The sequence below is a fragment of the Philodulcilactobacillus myokonensis genome (assembly GCF_027923585.1).
In the GTDB taxonomy this organism is placed as follows: Bacteria; Bacillota; Bacilli; order Lactobacillales; family Lactobacillaceae; genus Philodulcilactobacillus; species Philodulcilactobacillus myokonensis.
Window position 1 is genome coordinate 113,570 of sequence record NZ_BRPL01000002.1, and the last position, 16,835, is coordinate 130,404.

The 16,835-nt window shown below is 33.5% G+C and carries 23 protein-coding genes and 2 pseudogenes; 18 read left to right on the plus strand and 7 right to left on the minus strand.

Annotation, left to right across the window (positions count from 1 at the left end; all coding sequences use genetic code 11):
* The first annotated feature begins 290 nt into the window (after window positions 1-290).
* From WR164_RS00560 to WR164_RS00600, 9 genes and pseudogenes are all read left to right on the plus strand, one after another.
* Window positions 291-1,148 carry an SDR family oxidoreductase gene (locus WR164_RS00560; protein WP_286135596.1) on the plus strand — a complete coding sequence of 286 codons (858 nt, stop codon included), beginning with the start codon at window positions 291-293 and terminating at the stop codon, window positions 1,146-1,148.
* Between the two features lie 15 nt (window positions 1,149-1,163).
* Window positions 1,164-1,592: an Rrf2 family transcriptional regulator gene (locus tag WR164_RS00565; RefSeq protein WP_286135597.1), complete on the plus strand. Its 429-nt coding sequence runs from the start codon at window positions 1,164-1,166 to the stop codon at window positions 1,590-1,592.
* Window positions 1,593-1,717: 125 nt separating this feature from the next.
* Complete coding sequence (locus WR164_RS00570) at window positions 1,718-3,022, plus strand: MFS transporter (protein ID WP_286135598.1); 1,305 nt, start codon at window positions 1,718-1,720, stop codon at window positions 3,020-3,022.
* Between the two features lie 200 nt (window positions 3,023-3,222).
* Window positions 3,223-3,837, plus strand: a pseudogene (locus WR164_RS00575) (ABC transporter transmembrane domain-containing protein); the annotation flags it as partial.
* A gap of 84 nt (window positions 3,838-3,921) precedes the next feature.
* Complete coding sequence (locus tag WR164_RS00580; RefSeq protein ID WP_286136866.1) at window positions 3,922-4,635, plus strand: ATP-binding cassette domain-containing protein; 714 nt, start codon at window positions 3,922-3,924, stop codon at window positions 4,633-4,635.
* 93 nt (window positions 4,636-4,728) lie between these two features.
* Window positions 4,729-5,514 (plus strand): annotated as a pseudogene (locus tag WR164_RS00585) (DNA/RNA non-specific endonuclease); the annotation flags it as partial.
* A 354-nt stretch (window positions 5,515-5,868) separates the two neighbouring features.
* Window positions 5,869-6,411, plus strand: a complete 543-nt coding sequence (locus WR164_RS00590) for an NAD(P)H-dependent oxidoreductase (protein ID WP_286135599.1) — start codon at window positions 5,869-5,871, stop codon at window positions 6,409-6,411.
* A gap of 14 nt (window positions 6,412-6,425) precedes the next feature.
* Window positions 6,426-6,695 (plus strand): YciI family protein, encoded by a 270-nt coding sequence (locus tag WR164_RS00595; RefSeq protein ID WP_286135600.1) that lies wholly within the window; start codon window positions 6,426-6,428, stop codon window positions 6,693-6,695.
* A gap of 17 nt (window positions 6,696-6,712) precedes the next feature.
* Window positions 6,713-7,039, plus strand: a complete 327-nt coding sequence (locus tag WR164_RS00600) for a putative quinol monooxygenase (RefSeq protein WP_286135601.1) — start codon at window positions 6,713-6,715, stop codon at window positions 7,037-7,039.
* 47 nt (window positions 7,040-7,086) lie between these two features.
* Here the strand turns inward: WR164_RS00600 and WR164_RS00605 are convergent, their stop codons facing one another.
* Window positions 7,087-7,410, minus strand: a complete 324-nt coding sequence (locus WR164_RS00605) for a heavy metal-binding domain-containing protein (RefSeq protein WP_286135602.1) — start codon at window positions 7,408-7,410, stop codon at window positions 7,087-7,089.
* Between the two features lie 86 nt (window positions 7,411-7,496).
* Between WR164_RS00605 and WR164_RS00610 the strand changes: the two genes are divergently transcribed.
* Together WR164_RS00610 and WR164_RS00615 are read left to right on the plus strand one after the other, a co-directional pair.
* A complete protein-coding gene (locus WR164_RS00610) occupies window positions 7,497-8,042 on the plus strand; it encodes an RNA 2'-phosphotransferase (RefSeq protein WP_286135603.1) in 546 nt (181 codons plus the stop codon).
* Window positions 8,043-8,112: 70 nt separating this feature from the next.
* Entirely contained in the window at window positions 8,113-8,493 is a 381-nt protein-coding gene (locus tag WR164_RS00615; protein ID WP_286135604.1) for a DUF2255 family protein, read from the plus strand.
* A 72-nt stretch (window positions 8,494-8,565) separates the two neighbouring features.
* On the opposite strand, the gene WR164_RS00620 is transcribed toward WR164_RS00615, so the two are convergent.
* The 4 genes from WR164_RS00620 to WR164_RS00635 form a co-directional block, all read right to left on the minus strand.
* A complete protein-coding gene (locus WR164_RS00620; RefSeq protein ID WP_286135605.1) occupies window positions 8,566-8,994 on the minus strand; it encodes a MerR family transcriptional regulator in 429 nt (142 codons plus the stop codon).
* A 76-nt stretch (window positions 8,995-9,070) separates the two neighbouring features.
* Entirely contained in the window at window positions 9,071-9,265 is a 195-nt protein-coding gene (locus WR164_RS00625) for a hypothetical protein (RefSeq protein WP_286135606.1), read from the minus strand.
* Between the two features lie 156 nt (window positions 9,266-9,421).
* Window positions 9,422-9,811, minus strand: coding sequence for a tautomerase family protein (locus WR164_RS00630; RefSeq protein WP_286135607.1), 390 nt, complete (start codon window positions 9,809-9,811; stop codon window positions 9,422-9,424).
* A 104-nt stretch (window positions 9,812-9,915) separates the two neighbouring features.
* Window positions 9,916-10,890, minus strand: a complete 975-nt coding sequence (locus WR164_RS00635) for an AEC family transporter (RefSeq protein WP_286135608.1) — start codon at window positions 10,888-10,890, stop codon at window positions 9,916-9,918.
* Between the two features lie 205 nt (window positions 10,891-11,095).
* On the opposite strand from WR164_RS00635, the gene WR164_RS00640 reads away from it, so the two are divergent.
* Window positions 11,096-11,425 (plus strand): hypothetical protein, encoded by a 330-nt coding sequence (locus WR164_RS00640; RefSeq protein WP_286135609.1) that lies wholly within the window; start codon window positions 11,096-11,098, stop codon window positions 11,423-11,425.
* Between the two features lie 49 nt (window positions 11,426-11,474).
* Here the strand turns inward: WR164_RS00640 and WR164_RS00645 are convergent, their stop codons facing one another.
* Window positions 11,475-11,789: a winged helix-turn-helix transcriptional regulator gene (locus WR164_RS00645; protein WP_286135610.1), complete on the minus strand. Its 315-nt coding sequence runs from the start codon at window positions 11,787-11,789 to the stop codon at window positions 11,475-11,477.
* A gap of 125 nt (window positions 11,790-11,914) precedes the next feature.
* Between WR164_RS00645 and WR164_RS00650 the strand changes: the two genes are divergently transcribed.
* The 3 genes from WR164_RS00650 to WR164_RS00660 all read left to right on the plus strand — a co-directional run bounded on the left by WR164_RS00650 (window position 11,915) and on the right by WR164_RS00660 (window position 13,068).
* Complete coding sequence (locus tag WR164_RS00650) at window positions 11,915-12,487, plus strand: NAD(P)H-dependent oxidoreductase (RefSeq protein WP_286136867.1); 573 nt, start codon at window positions 11,915-11,917, stop codon at window positions 12,485-12,487.
* Window positions 12,488-12,559: 72 nt separating this feature from the next.
* On the plus strand, window positions 12,560-12,844 hold the full coding sequence (locus tag WR164_RS00655) for a type II toxin-antitoxin system Phd/YefM family antitoxin (protein ID WP_286135611.1): 285 nt from the start codon (window positions 12,560-12,562) through the stop codon (window positions 12,842-12,844).
* Window positions 12,844-13,068: a hypothetical protein gene (locus WR164_RS00660; protein ID WP_286135612.1), complete on the plus strand. Its 225-nt coding sequence runs from the start codon at window positions 12,844-12,846 to the stop codon at window positions 13,066-13,068. Before WR164_RS00655 ends, WR164_RS00660 begins: the two co-directional genes overlap by 1 nt.
* Before the next feature lie 60 nt (window positions 13,069-13,128).
* On the opposite strand, the gene WR164_RS00665 is transcribed toward WR164_RS00660, so the two are convergent.
* Complete coding sequence (locus WR164_RS00665; RefSeq protein ID WP_286135613.1) at window positions 13,129-14,022, minus strand: LysR substrate-binding domain-containing protein; 894 nt, start codon at window positions 14,020-14,022, stop codon at window positions 13,129-13,131.
* A gap of 142 nt (window positions 14,023-14,164) precedes the next feature.
* Between WR164_RS00665 and WR164_RS00670 the strand changes: the two genes are divergently transcribed.
* The 3 genes from WR164_RS00670 (at window position 14,165) to WR164_RS00680 (ending at window position 16,675) form a co-directional block, all read left to right on the plus strand.
* Window positions 14,165-15,790, plus strand: coding sequence for a malolactic enzyme (locus WR164_RS00670; protein ID WP_286135614.1), 1,626 nt, complete (start codon window positions 14,165-14,167; stop codon window positions 15,788-15,790).
* 251 nt (window positions 15,791-16,041) lie between these two features.
* Window positions 16,042-16,200 carry a hypothetical protein gene (locus tag WR164_RS00675; RefSeq protein ID WP_286135615.1) on the plus strand — a complete coding sequence of 53 codons (159 nt, stop codon included), beginning with the start codon at window positions 16,042-16,044 and terminating at the stop codon, window positions 16,198-16,200.
* A gap of 28 nt (window positions 16,201-16,228) precedes the next feature.
* On the plus strand, window positions 16,229-16,675 hold the full coding sequence (locus WR164_RS00680; RefSeq protein WP_286135616.1) for a GNAT family N-acetyltransferase: 447 nt from the start codon (window positions 16,229-16,231) through the stop codon (window positions 16,673-16,675).
* Window positions 16,676-16,835: the final 160 nt, after the last annotated feature.

The following is a 16,835-nucleotide window of genomic DNA, read 5'->3' on the forward strand; positions in this document are numbered from 1 at the left end:
CACTCCCTTATTTTTAAAGTATTTATAAATATATTAATAATAATTAACACAACTTACAATTAATTAGTTTAAAAATATATTAAAGATTGCATTTTTTAATCATTTTTTAGAAGGAAACTATTGAAACATAAGTATTTTTAAGATATTATAAAAATTGCATATATAATTATGCAGCTATATCACATTAAAGGCGAAGATTAGTTTCTTTGCCCTTTTTTATTTTATACTTGTATATTTATTAACAACATGTTAATTTATAAATAACAATTTAATCAAAAAGGAGTTTTGTAATGAAATATGCAGTAACTGGTGCCACCGGTAAATTCGGTCAAACTGCCGTTAATGAATTATTGAAATTAATATCTGATGACGACCAAGTCATTGCTTTAGCTAGAAATATTGATAAAGCTAAGCATGAATTATCCCATAATGTTGATATTAGGCCTGGCGATTATACTAAACCGGATGAATTAAAATCATCATTAGCAGGTGTTGATAAATTACTATTCATTTCATCATTACCCGGCCAAAAAGTCGCTCGATTAACGCAACATCAAAATATTGTTCAGGCTGCTGATCAAGCTAATGTTAAATTCATTGCATATACTAGTTTTCCGCATGCCGATGAAGCTCAATCTGGTCTATCATCAGACCATCAAGCAACTGAAAAATTAATTAAGGATCATCATATTCAGCATGCCTTTTTAAGGAATAACTGGTACTTACAAAATGAAATGGCAACCATTCAACCAGCATTGCATGGCCATCCATTTATTTATGCTGCTGGTGATCAAAAAGTGGGATGGGCATTGGAAGCTGATTATGCTAAAGCAGCTGCTAAGGTATTGACATTCGATCAACCCAAATCCGTTTATGAATTTTCTGGAAAAGGCCATACGTATCATGAACTAGCCCAGTCGGTTGCTAAGGTTTCCGGTAAACAATTCGATGTTCAATCACTTAACCTCGATCAATATGAATCGGTAATGAAAAAAGCAGGCATGGATAGTAATGTTGCTAAAATTGTCACATCAATTCAAGAATTGATCAGAAATGGCGAATTAGCTAAAACTAGTGATGATCTAGAACATGTTTTAGGACACCCATTACCATCATTAAAAGATGAATTAAAACAAATTTTAAAATAAATCGGGTGTTTAATCATGAAGTATTCACACAAATTAAGTGATGCAATTCATATCCTAACCTATGTCCAAGTTTTTAAGGATGGCGACCTTTCAAGCCGGGCGATTGCTTCCAGTATCGAAACTAATCCGAGCTTAGTAAGACAATTAATTTCATTGTTATCAAAGGCAGGATTGTTAAATAGTCATCCTGGTAAATCTGGATTATCATTAGCAAAGCCGGCTACTCAAATTAGTATCCTGGATGTTTATGATGCCCTAGGCCACGCTCCTTTACTTCACATTGATCCTAAAACAAATGTGAAATGCATCGTCGGCGGTAATATTCAATCAGTATTGAATCAAGAGTATGATGAAATTCAAAGAGCTGCCGAACGGAAAATGGATGAAATCACAATTCAAGATATTACTAATCATATCCTTGTGCTTCATCAAAATCGAAGATAATAAAATTTAATCCACCAAGGTTAATTTGGTGGATTTTTATTATCCAACTGTTTCTAATTGAATTGCAATATTTTCTAATCAGTTTATAATTAAAAGCAAATTGATTTAAAGGCGGATGGTATTAAATGGCTGAAGACTTAGGCGCTTCACATTCAAAAATAAAAATAACTGATCATGAATCGAACGTCCAAATTGTGAAGGATGCCAGTAGTAACTTAATTGGGACTTTAAGTGGGGATATGTTCACGATGGGATTAGGCCTGATGTTGCTGGATCAAACCCATTCAGCAATTAGTTTTGGTGTTGATATGTTAATTTCACCTATTGTTGGTATTTTATTTCTGGTGCCGATTGGAAACATTGTTGATACATACAAGCATAAAACAATTTTAATTTGGAGCATGATTGCTAGAATTGCTGCGATTATCCTTTTAGGACTGACAATTAATTTATTTCATGATAGTGGAAAACTTATTCCAGTTGTTCTATTTTTAATTTGTGATTCGATTTCAGTTAATTTTAATGGAACTAGCTATAGTGCTTCTGTTCATGAGTTAGTGAATAACCATAGCCTTCAACGCCTGAATTCATTGACCCAGAGTGCTAGTTCATTTTCCTCTATTTTTTCGCAAATGTTAGGTGTCGTTCTTTATAGTGTCGTTGGATTTGAAGGCTTCCTAGTGATTGAAGTGATTTCAAATGTAATTACATTATTAATTACTTTGACGATGCACTTTCATTATGATGCTGATATGGACGTTGAAAAGAAAAAAGAGGAAAAATTATCTTCATGGGGCAAATTTAAGGTGGCGATGCAATACGTTAACCATTTTAAATTGATTAAGTACTTTATGATTATTGGGGTAGTATTCAATTTTGGATACACTGCTTTGACGGTTGGGATGCCATTCATGATTAAGACCCGGTTAGGTTTAGGTAATTATCCAGTCGGGGTTCTGAGCACCTGTATATCAGTTGGAATGCTGGTTGGCAGTATTTTTATGAGCATTATTCCAGATCGAAAACCACACTTCTTTTTGAAATTCGTGATTCCAATTTATGTTTTTAACCTTTTACTAATTGCTTTAGGATTCATATTTATGAATGTGCATACCGCAATGACCATGTCAATTTTAGGTGGCTTAGACGTCTTCATCATGGCATTTGTACTTCTAATTATTAATATCACCGCCCAGGTTGTGATGCAAAAGAAAGTCGCTCCCCATTTGTTAGGTCGGGTGAGTTCTACTTTGATGACCGTTAATATGTCAATCATGCCAATTGGAATTTTGCTATTTACCTTTTTATTCCAAACTATTCATAACGGTGGAATTCTTTATGTCGTAATTGGAATCGTTTTAATTACTTACATTAGTTTATTATTACCCCGCATTCCAAAAGTTCTAGAGAATATGAAGTCAATTAAATAAAGGATGAAACTTATGAATGAGCAGATCAATTTAAAATGGGTCATAAGCAAACTGCCGTGAACAATTACCATGGTTGTTATCGTTCTATGTATTTTAAGTTCTTTTGAGGCGGTTTTAAATGGTTTTGTAATTGGTCAAATTGCAAAATTAAATTTTAATGATTTACATGCCATTTCAATTTTTTTAATACCGTATTCTTAGCTTACTTAATTACATATCTATCCGCTTTTGGCTTCTTAATCGTTAAAAGTAAGGCAATTCAAATTTTAAACCAAAATTTAAAAGCATTGTTTTTTAAAACTAAATTTAATGATTCATTTAATCAAACGGTGGAAGCTTCAGATGCGATTAATACGGTTTCAAATGTTGCCAAACAAATTGAACAACAGTATTTTTCACCAGTATTTATGATGGCGCAAACTGCAGTTGCGGTTATCACATCAACTGTTTTTGTCTTGAAAACTAATCTAGTTTTAGGATTCATCTATATTATGTTGTCAACATTATCATTCTTGCCAAGTCATATTGGTAAAAATGAAATGGGGCGGTTTGCTTCCCGATGGAGTCTAGCTAATGCAAAATTAGTTGCCATTATGAAGGATATCTTTCAGGGCCGAATGGAAATTCGTAATTTTAACGTTAAAGCAATTTTCATGAATAAATTTGCTCAAAAATTGAATCATGAGGAAGCCAAATACCAAAAAATGACGGCATTTCAATATTTGATTCAATTCTGTGCATGGGTGTTTGCCATTGTGTCCTTCTTTTTACCAATCATAATTGGAATTGCATTATCGCATGTTCCAGCATTAAGAATTACACCTAGCGTGATCATTACATTAATGCTAACGGCAGATTCAGTCGTTGGTGGGATTCGTGAACTAACATCATTTCAAAGTATGATTGTAAGTACTAACAAATTAAGAACGGTTAAATTAGATTTTGGGCCAAATCATGGAAATGATCAGCCTAAATTAGATGTTAATCAAGGCCTAAATATTAGCCATTTAGCTGCTGAACGAAACCATAAAGTGATTTTTAAAAATGTTAATTTAAAAGTGGCTAAAAATAAAAAGGTCATCATTACAGGGCCATCAGGCGTTGGTAAATCAACACTACTTGATATGATTGCAGGACAGCTGACCTCTAGTTTCGGAAGTGTTAGATTTGAAGATGGTTCGATTCAGCCACAGGATTTCGTCTTCATTTCACAATCAGTATGGCTTTTTGACGGAACGATCCGTGATAATTTGACCCTTTATCAAAATTATTCTGATCAACAGTTGGAAAAAGTAATGACAGCGGTTGGATTAAATCAAGAATTAGGACACCACGCATTAGATTTTAAAATTATAAATAACGGTGGTAATGTTTCCGGCGGACAAGCACAACGAATTGCAATTGCCCGTGGTTTGTTAAGAAAGAAACCCATTTTTATACTAGATGAAATTACATCAAGTTTGGATGAAAAAAGAGCAGATGAAATTCATCAATTAATTTATCATTTACCATCAATTGTTTTAGAAGTTGCTCATAATTTTAATGTAAAATTAGCACATGAAAATGGTGTTAGTATTTATCATTTGTCATCTAAAGGATTAAAAGAAATATAACATTATAAAACTGTCATTTAACTGGCAGTTTTAATTTTTGAATCCATGGTAAAATAGTAGGTATCTATTATTTGATTGAAGTGGGGTTCAGAAATGAAGTTTAAAAAATTAATTGCTTTGGGTATCATTGCACTATCAGGTGGATTATTAGTGGGATGCCAAAGCTCATCTGATCAGAGTCAGTCTGCCAGTATGCAGAACCAGCAGGTTAAACAGACTGCTAAAAAGAAACATGTTACAAAGACTGATCTAGCAAAATTAAACTATCAGTCGGGAAATGTAGCCTACGTGGAATTAAATCATAATCATTCAACGTTAAATCCGAAAGATTGGAAAACTAATCACGTGATTTATAGTGATCTGGATTCATTAAACCGTGCATCTTCCGGTAATACTGCCTATTTGGATCGTAAAAATGTTGCCAATGACAGTTTAAGAACGACGCAGTACTTCCAACCAACTGGATGGCACCAAAAGTTCGTTAATAATGAAGCCATTATTAACCGTGGGCATGAAATTGCTTACAGTTTATCCAAGGGCATCAGTGTCAACGGTAAGTATGAGCCGGATGTTCAGAGTGGGGATCAAAACAATCCCAAGAACTTGTTTACCCAAACCGCCTTTAGTAATCAAAAGGTTCAAACCATTTATGAAAGTAAGGTCCGCAATGCACTTCGAAACGGGAAAAAAGTTATTTATCAGGTTCAGCCAATCTTTAGAAATGACGAATTAATGGCACGGGGTGTTCATCTGCAAGCTATTTCTACCGATAAAACGCTAAATTTTAATGTCTATCTATTTAATGTTCAACCCGGTATCAAATTTAACTATGAAAATGGCCGTTCTGAAATTGACCGTTCAATGAAAGTACCAACACCAGCCGGTGCACCAACTTTTAATGACCGTCGTGAAAGTCGGACCGGTAGATACTATCCTCACCACCGTCATCATTATGTCCGGGATGCGGTAATCGCGGGTGCCGTTCATCATGCAGTTAAACGACACTATGAGCGGAAATATGAGCGGAGATATTACCGTCATTACTATCACCACTATGATTATCATTACCATCCATATCACCATTCTTATTATCACCGCCATCGTTTCTAATTGAACGCAAAAACACGTTGCCAATTTAATTTTGGTAACGCGTTTTTATTTTTTTATATTTTGATTTGACTTAGTGTTACTGTAACCTAATATCATTAATAATTGTTTAAAGGAGGAATTAAAATGAAAAAAACCGGAATTTTATTATTTCACCCTAATTTTAATCAATCAAATGTAAACCGCCACTTAGCAAGTGAAGCAACTAATCATGGAATCGAAGTTAGAAGAGAATATGATTTATACCCAGGTGGCAAGATTGATGTTGAAGCTGAACATCAATTTTTATTAAAATACGATCGAATTGTCTTACAATTTCCAATGTATTGGTATAGTAGTCCATCTTTGTTGAAAAAATGGGAAGACCAAGTTTTGACTTACGGCTGGGCCTATGGTTCTTCTGGTAATCAATTAAAAAATAAAGAATTATTAATTGCCGTTTCACCAGGCGCGACTGGCTACAGTCATGATGGTCAAATGCACTATACCGTTCATGAATTGTTAAGACCGTTTCAAGCTACCAGTAATTTAATCGGGACCAAGTTCACTAAACCATTCATTACTGAAGGGGCTTCAAGTATTTCTGATGATGATTTAAAACGTCAGGCTGTTAAATACGTTCAATATCTAGAAAAAGATCAATTACCGATTTTAGGTATGAATGAATAGGAGAGTGATTTAAAATGGACGTAATTCAAATCAAAATTACTAATTTCGATGACGAAAAAATTAAAGGTCACAGACAATGGTTCATGAAATACTTTAAAAAGGGGAATTTCTTAATTTTAGGACCTAGTCAGACATTTAAAAATGCTGGTGTCATCATCGCTAAAACCAAGAACGATGATGAACTTCATCAAATTTTAAAAGGCGACCCATTCTACCCTAACGATGCTGAATATCAGATTAACCACTTTATTCCGAAGGAAATTAATTCGAAGATTGTTAAATAAAAAGAGGATGATTTAATATGGCAATTACCTTGCATTTGTTTTACACCGGAAAAGGCGACAATGCCTTTCAATTTGCTAAGGAAATGGAGTCGAAGGGGATTGCAGATCAAATCAGGAATGAAAAAGATAACCTTAGTTATAAGTATTATCAGCCATTTGACGATGCACACACGGTCCTTTTGATTGATAAGTGGACGAGCCAGGAAGCATTAAATGCTCATCATGGTACTAAGATGATGAGTGAGATTGCTAAATTAAGGAACAAGTATGACTTGAAGATGAAAGTGGAAATGTTTCATCAAATCAATGTCAATCCTGAAAACGATAAATATATCCGAAAATAAAATAATCCGTTAACAGAAAATTGATTCTGCTAACGGATTTTTATTTTTTAATCATTTAGTTTAACAGCGGTTCCATATGCCACCACTGATTGCATATCTTGACCGATCGATGCGGAATCAAAACGCATCATCACGATGGCATCGCCACCCTTATCAATGGCTTCCTGTTTCATCCGTTCAATTGATTTTTCCCGGGATTCTTGGAGCATTTTAGTATAACCTTTAATTTCACCACCGACAAGGTTCTTAAGACCGGCACCAATGTTGGAAAAGACATCTCTTGATTGGGTGGTGACACCAAAAACTTCACCAATCACTTCATACGTATGGCCAGGTAAATTTTCGGTCGTTGAGATCAATACATTTTTCATTTTATAACCTCCATTTTTAATTATTTGAATTATAACATAGTCATTTTAAAATGGGGATGTAAAATCAATATGGTGGGGATGATGATTTGGATTATCGAATGAAAAAGATCAGTAAGCGGATGTCATATGTTCTGAGGCACCATCCAGATAAAATTGGGGTTCATTTAGATCCATATGGACGCGTCAACGTTAATTTATTTATAAAAAAATTCAATAATCATTATGGGCATCCAATTGATATACCAATAATTCAAAAGATCATCCGAAATGGTGATAAAAAACGGTTTGCAATTGAAAACGGCCAAATCAGAGCTTTATATGGTCATAGTATTCCAGTTAAATTACTGACGACTAATAAGATGCCACCGGATATTTTATACCATGGCACCACCCATTCAGCTACTAAATTGATTTTAGTTGAAGGCATTAAAAAGATGGATCGTGATTTTGCCCATTTATCAACCACTACAAAAATGGCGCATCAAGTTGGCGCTAGACGGGATCCAAATCCAATTATTTTAATTGTACATGCTAAACTGGCAGCTCATGATGGATTATCATTTTATCCGACCAAAAGTGGAATTTGGCTGGTTGATTACGTTCCAGTTAAATATTTAGAAATTATGAAGTAAAATATTTGCCTTCTAGTTACACGAGGGTGTTTTAATACAGATGAAATACGAAATGAATGGAGGAATTGATATGGCAAAAGAATGGACTAAAGAACAATTAAATGGATTTGCAAAGGCTGATGACATGCACATTTCACCATTTTATTCCGATGGTAAAACGTACGGAACCCCAACATGGATTTGGTCAGTTGTTGCTGACAACCACCTTTACGTTCGGGCATTTAATGGTCAAAATTCTAGATGGCATCAATCAGCAATGACTCAAAAAGCTGGCAAAATCCATTTGAATGGACAAGATTATGAAGTGACTTTTAAGGATGCTTCTGGCGATAAAAATCTGGATGCTAAAATTAATCAAGCATATCAAACTAAATATGCTGGAAGTCCTTACATGCCACCAATGTTAGAAGATGGACCCGTTTCAGCAACGGTTGAAATTGACCCTAGATAAAACTAAATAAATTGACCTTGATTGAAAAATCCTTTCAAATAAAGCCCACATTATTAAAATGTGGGCTTTATTTTATTTGATTTTAAAGTAGTAATTATTGGGATTAAAGATATCTTCATCCTGATCACTATGCATTAATTTTTGGTATGCATTCAATTTAAATTTTAAAAAATCCATTTGTTTTTGATCGGCTTTAATTTTATCAACTAATTTTTGCTGTTGTTTAACTAACATTTGATATCTTGTCGGAACGGTTTCTTTGCCCACTAAACAAAGGTGGACATATTGTTGTAACTGTTTGATGGACATGCCAGTCTGTCTAAGGTATTTGCATACTAATAGCCATTCTAATGCGATGTAATCATATTGACGTTGGTTATTATTATTTCTTTTAATGGTTGGAATTAATCCCTTATCAGTATAGAATCTAACGGTATAAGTGCTTAAACCGGTTTTATCGGCGGCTTGCTTGACCGTTAATAATTGTTCTTTGGTTTTCATTAATTTCACCTCAAATCTTCAGTCTTATAGTTACTATAAGGGAAGATTAATTAATTGTGAAATTATTAGCACCGTTTTAAATAAATAGTGAGAGGGTAAACATTATTACAACAATCATACTTGCTCCAATAAATCCATTTAAAGCACCTTTAGCCTCGTTAACATCCGTGTGACGATTTTCAAAATAGTTGAATAAAAATAAGATGGCAAAGACTAAACAAATCCATTTAACGACTTTAGCTGTGAATAATAACAGAGTTAACAGTAACATTATTATCATTTCCTTTATCTGATCTACCATGCTATTCTATGTAAAATAGTATACGACATATAATATAGTATGTAAAGTAATTTAATAAATTTAAAATGAATAGAAAAAAAACCGCTTGATAGAGCGATTCTTTATTATTGATCGTTGAATTGTAAACTATAATTTTCCATTAATAAATTGCATTTCACCATCACCAAAGCTCCAGTCATCGTCGTGATTAGACACCATCGTGAAAATAACATCTTCTTTTCTGATGTGCAGTTCCTGATTTAAGCGGTTGACTAGCGTTGTATAGAATTGTTGCTTTTCTTTCGTTGATTTAGGACGGTGAATTACGTTAAATATGACAACGTTTTTAGTGTGTTTATATCCTAAACCAGTGTCACCGATTTGCATTTCAAATGGTTCGTGCTGAGTTAAAACTTGATAACGATCACCGACGGGGGTGTGAAAAGCATCGGTTTGAGTTCTGTAAGCAATTTGCATTAGTTTCTTTAAAAATTCTTGGTCGTGACCCTTGATAACATCGATTCTCATTAGTGGCATTTGGCATTCCTCCTTGGTGGCTAAAGTTATAGTAGCACTAAAAATCACAAATATCTAATAAAAAATTCAATGAAAACAAGTTTGCTTTCATTGAATCTTTTAAATTAAATATACTGGATAATGGTCATCAAAATTGGAATAACAACGATGAACAGAACGGTTGATGTTGTGACAATGTTGGTTGCATATTTAACATCACCGTGGGCATCAGCAGCTAGAATTGGAAGAACCGCTAACATTGGTGTTGCCGATTGAATAATCATGGTTTGTGATAGCAATTTTGGTAAATCTGGAACCATGTGGCCGGCAATGATCATTAAGATAATCATGACAACCGGGGACATTACGAAACGGCCTAGTAATGCAACCACGGTATCACGATCAAAACGAATACTCTTTAATCCAGCATCAGCTAAGACGATTCCAATGTAGATTAGTGATAATGGTGTAACTAAACTGCCGACGTACCCTAGACTTTGGGCAACAAATGGTACCTTTAAAACTGGAATGTTAGTCAACAAGAACACAAGGGCGACAAGAAAACCAACGAGTGGCATCGGCAAAACTTGTTTCCAATTAATGTGATGCTTTTCTTTTGGTTGATTTTCCTTGGTCGGATCATCATTACTAATTAAGAAGACCCCAAATGCCCAGGTAGAAACGGTATTAATAATATAATAAACCAGGAAGTAAGTCATACTATTATCACCAAAGAGGGCAAGGTTTAGTGGCAAACCAATGAAAATGGTGTTGGCATTGACGATGGCATTGATGAATACACCACGACGCCCCTTCCTGACTTTTAATACTTTGACTAGGATATACGAAATGATGTAGCCAATAATGACTGAAATGATTCCCCAAATCAGATAACTAGAGAAACTAATTAGTTTATCACGGGTTAATTTTTGCAAAACCGAAACAAAAATGGATGCTGGCAGTGCGATGTTTTTGATAAATTTAGCAATGTTAGCACCGAATGTATCAGCAAACCAGCCGGTCTTTCTTAAGATATAGCCTAAGATCATAATGATAACAACGACTAAGACACTTTGGATTGAGTTTAAAAAGGTACTCATAATTTCACTCCTTAAAATTTAAAATTACTGTTTAAAATATTACATTGATATCCAGCATATAGTCAAAGCAACGTTCCTTAATAAGAAATATTAATAACTCTAAATTCAAATGGACATATAGTTGTTATCGCTATGACTTGGTGCTATTATTCACTTATAAAGAGTTAGTAATAAGGGAGAATCCAATTGCGAGGGGTAAGTCGTAATGCTAAACTTAATTGGAAGTATTTTACTAATACTATTAATGTTATTGATTGCTGTAGTAGCCGTTATTGATGCTTTTAATGAATTAAAGAATGATGATTATGAAACGGGAATCATCATCGCTGATATCATTACTTTTTTAGCTGGCATCATTCCATTAGAATATTTTATTGTTAGCCGCGAAACTTTCATTGTAATTTCCATCGTATCAAGTATCGTTGTCGTTGCATGTGCGATTGCTAATGGCATTTACTCCCGTCATTTTCACATTATGCACCACGTCATTCGGATCATTATTTTAGGAATCTTATTAACAATGATTATCGTTTAAAAATGAACATGAAAAAAGTCCCATGATCACGATGTGATTGTGGGATTTTTTATTGATTATATTTCATCGACCAATTTTTCATTTGATACAAAATTGGTGCTAGAGCTTTTCCTTTTGCTGTGAATGTATATTTAACGGTTGGTGGATTGTTATCTAAAATATGACGTTCAAGAATATTTTTTGTTTCTAGCTTTCTTAATCTTAATGATAATGTCCTTGTACTAATTCCGGGGATACTACGTTTGAGTTTTCCGTAATGATTATTTCCGTTATAGATTTCCCACAAGACGATTGCTGACCATTTTCCACTAATAATTTCAATAAATGGTTGAATTGGGCAGTCATTGGTTTGATTCTTTTGCAAAGTAACACCTGCTTTAACTTTACTTTAGTAAAGTATGAATATTTTTTGATAGATAGTGAATTAATTTTGCCTTCTTATATTTATCATTACGATTCATTATGATAAATAAAAGGGGATGAATTAACATCAAAATTCTAATTATTTATGCTTACCCTAATCATACTGGTTTTAACCATATAATTGAAGAAAATATTATTCAACATCTTTCAAATCAAAATCAAATTAAGGTGATTGATTTGTATCAGGATCATTTTGATCCGGTTTTGCATTTTGATCGAAAACATCGGAGACGGAATTTAATTTATGATCCTGAAATTCAAAAATACTGTGAATTAATTAAGTGGTCTGAAAAAATTATCTTCATTTTTCCAATTTGGTGGAGCGGAATGCCAGCTATTTTAAAAGGATTTATTGACCGAGTGTTCGTTAAGAATTTTGCGTATTATTATCAAGGATTATTTCCGATTGGTTTATTAAAGGGCCGGACTGCATGGATTGTTAATACCAATGATACTCCAATGATATACGTTAAACTATTTCAACAGGATTATGGAAATGTACTGAAGAAACAATGCTTAAAAATGTGTGGAATCAAATCAATTAAACATACTTCTTTATACTATATGCGTGGTATTTCACAGCAAAAACGGAAACGCTTCTTAAAGAGGATTGCTAAGATTGCGGAATGTTTTCGTTAATATTTTTATAAAATACATGTACGTAAAATAGGTACATAGTATAAATAAATATACAGAAAGGTGGTACTTATTATGACTAATAAAACATTCTTTTCTCCTACTTCTGCACGTCAAAAGTTTTTTGGAATCTTAAAACAAGTTAATGAAAATCATTCTCCAGTCATGATCAATAGTTCTCAATCCACCGGTAAAGAAGCTGTTATTATGAGTAAATCAGATTATGATGCATTACAAGAAACAATGTCATTAATGATGAATGGACAACTTCCTGAAGCAATTAAGCGTGAGAAAAAAGGTGGAAAGGTAACTCCTTTACCAGAAAATAAAAATGGAAATATTGATTGGAGTAAAATTTAATGTGGAAAATTCAAATCTTGAATTTGGCATTAAAAGATATTATTAAAATAAAGAAATCTAATTTAACTAAACAATTTGATTCTGTTTATAGTCATTTAAAAGTTAATTCTTATGAAAATAATCAGCGCTTTGAAAAATTATTTCTACCTGGTGCTGGTAAGTATTCAAGAAGAATAAACATTCTGTGGTATATACAATTGATGAAAATAACAAAATGGTTTTAATATTATCTGCTTATGGGCATTATTAAGAAGAAAAATTCTAAAAATAGAATTTTTCTTCTTTTAATTTTCGTTAATATTACCAATCGTTTCTTTAATAATATCAATGATTTTTCGCTGGATCGGATTAAATACCTGTAGATGACGGGTTGCCATGCTCATAACAAATTGGGGAACATCATGATCTTTTAATGCTAGCTTGGTAATTCGATTTGGATCGACAGTTAATGATGACATGAAGAACCCAATCCCGACGTCATCAGCAATCATGTTCAGTAAACTATTAGTGGTGTACGATTGAAAGGCAATTTTAGGTGTAAATTTGTTGCGCTGTGCTAGCATTTTAAGGGCTTCATTTTGAATAAAACCATTTTTAAAAATCACAAAATCATAATCTTTTAGTGCTTTGAAATGAAGATTATGATTGTTGTTTAATCGATTATTCTTGGATACAAAAATTTTGAAGGGTTTTCTGGCAAATTCATGGAGGTCAATATCATTATCATTTAATGAATTGAGGGTTCCTAAAAAGGCAAAATCAATTTTACCCTGCTTTAATTGTTTCAATAAATTTTCGGAACCAAATTCAAAGGTTTCAATGGATTGAAGTAGGCCATTATCCTTTAATCGTTTCGCAATTGGTGCAAAGTATTCGGCTTCGATGATCGGTGGTAAACCAATCCGTAGCTTCTTTCGCTTTAAATTAGCAATTTCTTTTTTGGATATTTGGCTGCTTTTCACGATTTGCTTGGCATGCTTTAATAACTGCCTACCGCTATCCGTAACGATTAATCGTTGATAACGGTTTCGAATGATTAATTGAGCGCCCATTTCATTCTCTAATCGTTTCAAAGCAAGGGTAATGGTCGGTTGTGAAACATGAAAATGTTTAGCGGTTCTTGAGAAATTTTTTAGCTCAACGAGGGTAATAAAATATTCGAGGTCGCGGATGTTCATGGATAACATTCCTTTTTCAAATTAATTAGTTTTATTTTATCATTGTTATAAAAATTACTTATAATAAATGCTTCTTTTGACTATATCTGAGGCGGCATTCTAAAATGACGTTATAAATTTTAGCAATGAAAGGGGAATTATAATGAGTAATATTTTAAACGACCCATTTAAAAATAAAGGAACCGCTTTTACAAAAACTGAACGAAAAAATTTACACTTAGAAGGCATGTTGCCACCTTACGTCCAGACGTTGGATGAACAGGCTAAACAAGCATATGCTCAATACAAAACGAAACCATCTGATTTATTAAAACGCCAATTCTTGATGGAAATTTTTAACGAAAACCGCGTTTTATTCTACAAATTATTTAGTCAGCACGTCGTTGAATTTATGCCAATTGTCTACGATCCAACAATTGCAGATTCAATTGAAAATTATAGTGAAATTTTTGTTGATCCACAAAATGCCACTTTTCTTTCAATTGATGAACAGAAATCAAAAGCTTCCATCAAAGAAGCATTGAAAAATGCTGCTGATGGTCGCGATATTCGTTTAATCGTTGTTACCGATGCAGAAGGAATCTTAGGAATTGGTGACTGGGGAACCAACGGTGTTGATATCGCAGTCGGTAAACTGATGGTTTATACTGCCGCTGCCGGAATTGATCCGAGCCAAGTCCTTCCCGTTTCATTAGACGTTGGAACCAATAATCAAAAATTATTAGATGATCCAATGTACTTAGGTAACCGTCATCAACGTGTAACTGGTCAACCTTACTATAACTTTGTTGATCAATTTGTTCACGCCGCTGAAGAATTGTTTCCCAAAATGTACCTTCACTTTGAAGACTTTGGTCGCAGTAACGCTGCCAACATTTTAGACAAGTATAAGGATCAATACACCGTTTTTAACGATGATATCCAAGGAACAGGAATTATTATTTTAGCTGCCATTCTAGGGGCTTTGAATATTTCCAAAGAAAAAATGGTTGATCAAAAGTACCTTTGCTTTGGTGCGGGAACCGCTGGTGCTGGAATTACCAGCCGGGTTTATGATGAATTTTTGCAACAAGGGTTAAGTCCCGAAGAAGCTAAGAAACATTTCTACATGGTTGATAAACAGGGCTTATTATTCGATGACGATCCTAGTTTGACACCGGAACAAAAACCGTTTGCTAGAAAACGAAGTGAATTTGATCATCCCGAAAAATTGAATAATTTATTAGGAGTCGTTAAAGCGGTTCAACCCACCATCATGGTCGGCACTTCAACCCAGCATAATGCCTTTACCAAGGAAGTGATCCAGGCAATGGCGGCTCATACTAAACGGCCGATTGTTATGCCAATTTCTAACCCCACTAAATTAATCGAAGCAACCGCTGATGACATTATGAAGTGGACTAATGGAAAGGCACTGGTTGCAACCGGAACCCCTAGTGAACCAGTCAATGTCAATGGTGTTGATTATGAAATTGGTCAGGCTAACAACGCTTTAGTTTACCCTGGATTAGGTTTAGGTGTGATTGCTTCACAAGCTAAGGTCTTAAACGATGAAATGATTTCTGCCGCTGCCCATTCACTAGGTGGGATTGTTGATCCTGAAAAACCAGGGGCTGCCATTTTGCCACCAGTATCAAAGTTGAATCAATTTTCTGATACGGTTGCTAGAGCCGTTGCTAAAAGTGTTGTTAAACAGGGATTGAATAAGCAACCAATCAAAGATATTGATCAAGCCATCCAAGACACTAAGTGGGAACCAAAGTATTAATTAAATCATTTAAAATTAAAAACCACAATTTAGTTTAAAAAACTAGGTTGTGGTTTTGTTGCGTTATATATCATTATGATAAACAATTGTATGCTACAATTAACAAAATGGAAAATTGTTATATATTTGGAGGTCGTATAAATGCGCAGCTATAGTAAAAGTGATTTTAAATCGACCGTAAATCAATTTGTTGGTAAACCTAATCTAAAAAAGGAACAAAAAGAAATACAGAAAGTAGCAGATTATTTTAAATGCGTAATAAAACATTAGAAGACGTTCTTGAAATCCATGGTGAGAATATTAATTCTTCTCTTTTAAATTTATCAAATTTTAATTGCGGATATAATAATTTAAATGAATATTTAAAAGAAACAGCAAAAATAGATTCCAAAACTGGCGTTAATAAATAGTATTAATAGTGAGGGTAACAAGAAGCCGTTGGGATATTATTCGATTGCTGCTTCTTTAATATTAATATCTGGAAAAATAGATGCTGATAATTTTTCTGATATAGATTATTCCAATTCATATATTGAATCAACTGTCAGATTTCCGGTTATTAAAATAAATGATTTTGCTGTTGATAAAAGATTTCAAAGAAATAAAATCGGAACTAAAATGATGTTTTATCTTTTCAATAATCTTTATTTGATGTATTCGATTGCTAATATTGGAATGACAGCGATAACGTTACAATCAAAAAATAGTGCAGTTGAATTTTACAAAAAATTTGGGTTTAAATATGTACATAAAGACTATAATGATTTGAGAGTCGATCCATTTGGGAATAAAGATTACTATCCAATGATGATAGGAATGGATAAAGTATTTAAAATAGTTGAAGAATCTGGATTTCCTGTTTCTAATGATCCTTATAATCCTTAATACTTTATTATGTTTAAAAAATTTAAACAAAGCTTTTTATTAATACAAGAGACGCAATTTAATTTTAAAAATAAATTGCGTCTCTTGTGTCACACCCAAAATGTTTCACGTGAAACATTTTTGTTAAACATTGATTGTAACAGTGATTTCACAGCCTAAA